This is a genomic window from Streptomyces sp. NPDC050625 (assembly GCF_040654755.1).
Classification (GTDB): domain Bacteria; phylum Actinomycetota; class Actinomycetes; order Streptomycetales; family Streptomycetaceae; genus Streptomyces.
Genome location: NZ_JBFAIQ010000087.1, coordinates 1 through 6,890, shown reverse-complemented (window position 1 = coordinate 6,890; position 6,890 = coordinate 1). Strand labels below are relative to the sequence as shown.

Genomic DNA, 6,890 nt, shown 5'->3' with positions numbered 1-6,890 from the left:
CAAACGCGACTACATCTTCAACGGCACCCTGGCTGCGGCGGCGATCGTCATCTGGCTCCGAGACATCGTCCAAGAGCCATCAGAAGCGCCCTAGCCGAGAGCCGGGAGGCGGCCGGGGACCGGCAGAGCGCCGAGAGCCTGGCCCGGCAGGCCGCCGAGCACGGCGACATCGACGCCCTGTACCGCCTAGCCGAGATCCGGGAGGCGGTCGGGGACCGTCCGGGCGCCGAGAGCCTGGTCCGGCAGGCCGCCGATTATGGCAACACCCGCGCCCTGGTCCGCCTGGCCGAGATCCGGGAAGAGGCCGGGGACCGTCACGGCGCCGAAACCCACTACTGGCAGGCCGTCCACCACGGCGACACCGAAGCCCTGGTCCGCCTGGCCGAGATCCGGGAGGCGGCCGGGGACCGTCAGAGCGCCGAAGCCCTGGCCCGGCAGGCCGCCGACCGCGGCAACACCCGCGCCCTGGTCCGCCTAGCCGAGATCCGGGAAAAGGGCCGGGGACCGGGAAGGCGCCGAAGCCCTGGCCCGGCAGGCCGCCAACCACGGCAACACCCGCGCCCTGGTCCGCCTAGCCGAGATCCGGGAGGCAGCCGGGGACTGGGAAAGCGCCGAAACTCTGGCCCGGCAGCCACCGACCACGGCAACAGCGGCGCCCTGTACCGCCTAGCCGAGATCCGGGAAAAGGCCGGGGACCGAGAAGGCGCCGAAACCCTTTACCGGCAGGCCGCCGATTATGGCAACACCGATGCCCTGGTCCGCCTGGCCAAGATCCGGGAGGCAGCCGGGGACCGGGAAGGCGCCGAAACCCTCTACCGGCAGGCCGCCAACCACGGCAACACCCGCGCCCTGGTCCGCCTAGCCGAGATCCGGGAAAAGGCCGGGGACCGAGAAGGCGCCGAAACTCTGGCCCGGCAGGCCGCCAACCACGGCAACACCCGCGCCCTGGTCCGCTTAGCCGCGATTGGAATGCCGTTTCAGGGGCTGTGGCCGTACGGCCTGGACCCAGACGGTACGCCGACGCCCCGATGGCAATAATCCACGCGCTACTGGCCAGGACAAGGCAAGCCCGCGAGCGGGGTCCCGTGTCCGTCGGAGGCGGGTTTGTGTCCGTGTGGTCGGGGGTTGGCAAGACGAGCCTGTCAGCCACACAAGCCCTTTTAACGTCGGGCCAAGGGTCGCCGCCACCCCTCGCCTTCGTCCTCGTACTCGCCGCATGCGCGGTACTGGCGGGTGCGAAGTCCCTGACTGCGATCGAGGAGTGGGCAGCCGACGCCCTGGCCGCCGTGCTCACTGTCCGCGGCGGCCCGAGCCGCGAACCGTCCGGTCCCACCGCCCCAGCCGAGGCCACCGTGCGCCGGGTCCCGCAACGCGTTGACGGCAACGCCCTCGACACGGCGATCAGCTCCTGGCTCGCGACCCGCGATCCCGACCAGGCGGGCGACCTACGAGGAGACCCAGCCTCGTCCCCGCGCCCGCGGACGCTGGCACAGGTGCCTGAGACGGGCTCCCGTGCAGATCCGGACCCTGCATCGGCACGAAGGCGCAGTCGGTGCAATATCACGGCATCACGCCAGCGCGCCGGTCCGCGTAGGTAAGCGGCGACCTCTTGGAAAGCAGATGGCGATGAACCACTCGGTGGCCGACGGTCCTTGCCCCCGAGCCCTGGCCAGCTAGACCAGACCAGCTGCAGAGCGCTGTCTCAACGAGGTCGATCCCCAGTCGACGTTCGAATCGCCGGCGCCTTGGTCCTGCTGTTCGGCGTCACTGTCCAACGTGTTCTGCAATTACGGCTGGAAGATCTCTATCGTGGGAATGACAGCATCGATCTCATGCTTCGGGATAAACCTGTCAGACTGCCACCACGCCTGGCTCAATTGGTGCTTGAGCTTGCCGACTCGCCTCGCGATCGATCGGCTGTGGGCCGAGCCGTTGGCACCACTCAGTTCCTCTTCCCTGGCAGGGTGCCTGGCCGGCCTGCCCATGCAGCCGCCTTCGCGAACAAACTCAACCGGCACGACATCAAGATCACGGAAGCCCGCAACACCGCCCGCATCACACTGGCTATCGATCTACCGGCTGCCGTGCTCGCTGACCTCTTCGACATGCACATCAACACTGCCGTCCGCTGGGTACGGCGGGCGAAGAAGGACTGGAGCAGCTACATCGCGACGCGAGCCGAGGACCTCATCTCCGCCAGTAAGGACGGTGGTGAGAATTTGGGCGACGTCCGGTCCCAGCGTATTCGACAATCGTCCGGTGACTGATGAGAAGCGTTGCCTCACCCTTCGCGTTGTCGTTCCTGATCCTACGCAGAGGGGTGCAAACGTGGAGGTTCGGGCGCTGGTTGATGGTAGAGACATCCTTGCTGACGCATTTACAGAGGGTCCGGGCGAAGATCCCCAATACCTCTTGGTGCCCGGCGGCCCACTCGCTGCCGCATCGGAACCGCACGAGGTGCGGCTGGCTGAAGCATCGTGCACCGAAGGCTGCTGTGGGTCTCTCTACGTGACCATCCAGCGCGACGGCGATTACGTGCTCTGGGACAAGTGGCGCAATCCCGACGAGGACGAGGTCGACCTGCCTGCCTTCCGCTTTGAGGCCCAGGAGTACCAAAGAGAAGTCGAGCGGGCGACCGCGGACCGCAGCTGGGAATGGCCGGCGCGGACCGTGGCACGGCTGCTGGAGCAAGACCTCCGAGAACGCACTGACTGGCTCGCACGGTGGGAATGCGAACTCGGCGCCGTGTCCGCCTGGCCCTGGGAACCGGACCAGGTCAACGTCTTCCTCTTCCATCCAGGCCGCTCTGCTATCAGGAGAGATCATCCATGGCTGCAGTTCCGGATGATTCTCGCCGTCTCCAGCGACGAGCCGGCTGACCAAGCTGAACGGCTCGCCGAGCAACTCGTCGCAGCTGACCCGCGCCAAGCCGCCGAGGTCTGCGGTGGCTCACCAGAGTTCGCCAGGCAACTCGGTTACCCCTGGCCGCAGCGTCGCAGAGCCTGAGCGCAGGGAATACCACGCGTAAGGAACAAGTGGTCTCCGCCAGTACTGAGCAGACCGAGCCGCTCGCGGCCGTGCCATGCGTACCGGGCGACCGCGACCCGCGAGGCGCGTTCCAAGACGTGGCGAAGGACCAGGTACGGCTTGGCGGCGATGGCGCCCTGCGGCTGGAGGTAGTAGCCGGGGCCTATGCGGAGCGGGTCGACGGCGGAGGCCGGGATGAACGCGATCAGTTCGATGGCGCGCGCCGTGGTCAAGGGCAGGGCCCGCAGTTCTTCGTCCGTGACCGGGATGACCCGGCCGTCCGGCAGTTCGTAGCCGCGCCCTGTCTCTGAGAACGTGACCTCGCGATCCTCGGCTTCGCACCAGTAGCGGTTGCGCACCAGGCCGTGGTCGGCGGTGTGGATCCGCCGGAAGTCCACGCTGTGGTCTTCGGTGGCGCTCAGGACGGTGATCGGGACGCTGACCAGCCCGAACGAGATAGCGCCGTTGAAGATGCTCGCGGGCATGGGACACCTCCGCAGCCCCGAGCACCACCAGCGTAGGACCCGTCATCGCTCGGCACGAGCAAGGCCGGCGCCCGCCGTGGGGCCTACGTGTCGGGGTCCAGGTCCAGGAAGAACCGCAGCCGCACTCCGGGCTCGCCGGGCTCGCGGGTTGTACGGTCCGCCGGCGCGATGGCGCACTGCGCGGCGAGCAGTTCCTGGATGGCGAAGGCGGTTCGTCATTCGGCGGCCGCGACCTCCACCACCGTCAGGCCCGGCACGGCCACATGCGCTTCGTTGATCTGCCTCATGCACGGCATGACGGGCCGACGTCCGCAGAAGTTCTCCCGCTCGAGCGCGATCACCTGACCGGGTACGCGGTCAGCGCCCGCGCAACACACTCGGCATGCGCTGGGGCGCAGATCCCGACGGTTTGGCCCTGGAAGCGGCCCCCGAGTCGATCCGTCGGCGAGCAAGCCGCCGCCAGCGCGGCGGCAGGTCGACAAGCCGTGGACAACGCGGCGGCGTCAACGGGCGGTGTCAAGCCCCGAAAACCCGGAGCATGACCCCGCAGGGGTGGCTCCGGCCTACTGGAACCAAGGCCAAGGACGCCAGATGGGCGCCCTTCACTACCAGCGGGAGACATCCATGGCTCGCAAGATCCGCAGCAACTCCGTCCGACTGAGGGTCGCGACGATCGCGGCGGCGGCCGCGGCGGTCACGGGAGGCGTCGTCCTCCCCGCCACCACGGCGATGGCGGCCCCGACGACCGAGGTACCCACCGCCTCGCCGGTGGATCCGGTGGACCCCCCGCTAGGCCCCTTCGAGGCGGACCCGCCCCCGGTGCAGCCCGATCCTCCGCTGGAAATTCCGGACAAGGCCCCGCCGAACCCCTACGAGGAGGGTCCCCCGGTGAGGACCTGGGGGTATACCCCCCCGGCGGAGCCCGAGCAGCCGGACGAGCCTGTGGACCCCAGCACCATCCTCGAAAAGGGCCTCACCGGCTGAGAACGGCGACGGCGGTGAGCCGGGGTCCGGTACCCGGCCCTCGGCACCGCCCCGGGCAGCCGCAGCCTACGTGGGGCGGCATCGTCTGCAGTGCCACTTCACCAGCAGGGTCGCCTGCGCGTACCGTACGGAAAGCGCACGTACGCCGTACGGTACGTGCGCGCGGCTCGTAAAGCGGGGCTCACGCCGGCGGGCTCGGGGGGATCAGCGCGAGCGAGCCCACCCCGCTCATCATCCGCCGCCCGCGGGCGCGGCAGACAGCCGCAACGCGGGGGTGTCCGAGTGGGGCTACGCGGTGCGGGGCGCCGCGGATCAGAAACAGCTACTCAGCTTGTCGTTTAACGTCCGGTGTCGAACGCAACTCGAACTTGATCAGCGTTTTCGCAGTTCGGCGGACGTGTGGGCGGCCTTCGTCTGATCCTGTGCTCCGTCACAGAGTGGATCAGCGCGAAGGCCGTGGCCGTGAGTTTGGTGCATCGGGGCGTCCTGCGGGATGCGTTCGCGGAAGTGTCACACTTCCGGTCGGAGCTGTACGCGTGTCTGACCGCGCGGGGCGACGCGTTGTTCGAGTTATGCGACGCGCTGTTGTGCACGGACGGGCCGGTGCGGACGCTGGTTGATCTCGCGCTCGCGCCTGAACACCGCCGTGGGCACGGGGCTCTGTATGGCGGACTCAACCAGGGCCGGATCGACGTCGCCCGGCTGCGTCGGGCCCTGGCAGGGGTGGCGTTGCCGAGGGCGGCGGACGGTCGGCTCGTGCTGGCGGTGGATGTCTCGCCGTGGCTGCGACCGGACGCCAACATGTGCGCTGACCGGGCCTTTTGCCACACCTTCGGCCGAGGAGAGGGCAAGCATCAGATGGTGCCCGGCTGGCCGTACTCGGTGGTGGCTGCGTTGGAGACAGGCCGCACGTCCTGGACGGCGGTGCTGGACGCGGTCCGCCTGGAGCCCGGCGCCGACGTCGCCGCAGTGACCACGGTGCAGATCCGTGAGGTCGTCGAGAGGCTCGTCGCCGCCGGCCAGTGGCAGCCGGGCGACCCGGAGGTCCTGGTCGTGCTGGACGCCGGATACGACGCCCCTCGCATCGCCCACCTGCTGGGTGACCTGCCCGTCGAGATCCTCGGCCGGCTCCGCTCAGACCGGGTGATGCGACGTCCGACGCCCTCCCGCGAAGAGTTCCACCTGGCCAACCCCAAGGGCGGCCGGCCACCCAAGCACGGCGGCGAGTTCGTCTTCGGCGACCCCACAACCTGGGGCACCGAGCAGGCCGTGACGGTCACGGACACCCGGCTCTATGGGAAGGCGACCGCGCAGGCGTGGGACCGGCTGCATCCGCGGCTGACCCGCCGGGCCGCCTGGCTCGACCACGACGGGCCGCTGCCCATCATCGAGGGCACCGTCATCCGCCTGGTCGTGGAGAAGCTGCCCAGCGGCGGGGTCAACAAGCCGGTCTGGCTGTGGTGGTCGCGCACCGGCGCCACCGAGGCGGACGTCGACCGCTGCTGGCAATCCTTCCTCCGCCGCTTCGACATCGAGCACACATTTCGCCTGTTCAAGCAGACTCTCGGGTGGACCAAGCCCCGGCTTCGCAGCTCGGAAGCCGCCGACCGGTGGACCTGGCTGGTGATCGCCGCCTATTCCCAGCTCCGGCTCGCCCGCCCCCTGGCCACCGGCCTCCGCAGGCCCTGGGAGAAGCCCACCGAGCCCACCCGGCACGACGTGGGCAGAGTCCTCGCCACCGGCGAGGCGTTCAGCCGACCTGCCCACCACAAGGTGGGCACAAAACCGCGCCGAACTGGATAAATGACAAGCTCAGGCGCGCCTGCTGATGTAGCGCACGGTCGGGCCCCACCGCTCCATGACCTGCGCCATGCACCACTGGCACAGTGGACAGCCGCCGCTGCCGTACTTGTGAGTCTTGCGCTGGCACCCGGCGCAGAAACCGACCCGGTCAGTGGGGCAGGTCAGCGCGGACGGGTCGGGCTCCGTGATCGGGGGCGGGGGAGTGGTCATCATGGATCCTGTTCCGGGCGACGTTTTCCGGCCACCTCACCCGCAGAATATCGGCCAGTCTGGCACTGTTGTTCGAGCCGCGTCCGGCGCGGTCGGCAACATCTCCTGCGTCAACCCTTGTGTCTTCTCCTGCGGCATCTCTTGCGACTTCTCTTGCGCGAGGCTCGCCGACGCCGCCGCATCTGTGCAGGTCACCCTGCCGAAGGGGCGTGGTCGGGGGTCTGACATCCCCGTTGCGGCCGCTTTCGCCCCTGCCCTGGCTGGAGTTGAGGGTGAGGGAGAGGCGGGATGGGCGGCGCGGACGCAGCCGGGGATCGGGGCGCGCTCGCCATGGTGCGCGTCGGCGCCGCCGCCGCGCTGCCCGGGCCGCCGCCAGGGCGG

8 protein-coding genes and 1 pseudogene are annotated in these 6,890 nt (G+C 69.3%); 6 read left to right on the top strand and 3 right to left on the bottom strand.

The window, feature by feature from the left end; translation table 11 throughout:
- From AB0I54_RS47720 to AB0I54_RS47705, 4 genes are all read left to right on the top strand, one after another.
- A partial coding sequence (locus AB0I54_RS47720) for a tetratricopeptide repeat protein (RefSeq protein ID WP_363302683.1) occupies positions 1 to 1,038 on the top strand: 1,038 nt, incomplete at its 5' end.
- Positions 1,029 to 1,598 (top strand): transposase family protein, encoded by a 570-nt coding sequence (locus tag AB0I54_RS47715; RefSeq protein ID WP_363302682.1) that lies wholly within the window; start codon positions 1,029 to 1,031, stop codon positions 1,596 to 1,598. The genes AB0I54_RS47720 and AB0I54_RS47715, both read left to right, overlap by 10 nt.
- A 147-nt stretch (positions 1,599 to 1,745) precedes the next feature.
- The gene (locus tag AB0I54_RS47710; RefSeq protein ID WP_363302681.1) at positions 1,746 to 2,267 is read left to right on the top strand and encodes a hypothetical protein; all 522 of its coding nucleotides are present in this window, start codon (positions 1,746 to 1,748) and stop codon (positions 2,265 to 2,267) included.
- The gene (locus AB0I54_RS47705; RefSeq protein WP_363302680.1) at positions 2,260 to 3,006 is read left to right on the top strand and encodes a hypothetical protein; all 747 of its coding nucleotides are present in this window, start codon (positions 2,260 to 2,262) and stop codon (positions 3,004 to 3,006) included. Before AB0I54_RS47710 ends, AB0I54_RS47705 begins: the two co-directional genes overlap by 8 nt.
- On the opposite strand, the gene AB0I54_RS47700 is transcribed toward AB0I54_RS47705, so the two are convergent.
- Both AB0I54_RS47700 and AB0I54_RS47695 read right to left on the bottom strand, forming a co-directional pair.
- Positions 2,976 to 3,512, bottom strand: a complete 537-nt coding sequence (locus AB0I54_RS47700) for a Ku protein (protein ID WP_363302679.1) — start codon at positions 3,510 to 3,512, stop codon at positions 2,976 to 2,978. The two genes, AB0I54_RS47705 and AB0I54_RS47700, sit on opposite strands and share 31 nt — an antisense overlap.
- 83 nt (positions 3,513 to 3,595) lie before the next feature.
- Positions 3,596 to 3,799, bottom strand: a pseudogene (locus AB0I54_RS47695) (DUF6207 family protein).
- Between the two features lie 337 nt (positions 3,800 to 4,136).
- Here AB0I54_RS47695 and AB0I54_RS47690 point away from each other — a divergent pair.
- Together AB0I54_RS47690 and AB0I54_RS47685 are read left to right on the top strand one after the other, a co-directional pair.
- On the top strand, positions 4,137 to 4,496 hold the full coding sequence (locus AB0I54_RS47690; RefSeq protein WP_363302678.1) for a hypothetical protein: 360 nt from the start codon (positions 4,137 to 4,139) through the stop codon (positions 4,494 to 4,496).
- Between the two features lie 462 nt (positions 4,497 to 4,958).
- Complete coding sequence (locus tag AB0I54_RS47685) at positions 4,959 to 6,299, top strand: NF041680 family putative transposase (RefSeq protein WP_363302677.1); 1,341 nt, start codon at positions 4,959 to 4,961, stop codon at positions 6,297 to 6,299.
- Between the two features lie 9 nt (positions 6,300 to 6,308).
- Here AB0I54_RS47685 and AB0I54_RS47680 read toward each other — a convergent pair whose 3' ends face one another.
- A complete protein-coding gene (locus tag AB0I54_RS47680; protein ID WP_363302676.1) occupies positions 6,309 to 6,512 on the bottom strand; it encodes a hypothetical protein in 204 nt (67 codons plus the stop codon).
- Between the last annotated feature and the right edge of the window lie 378 nt (positions 6,513 to 6,890).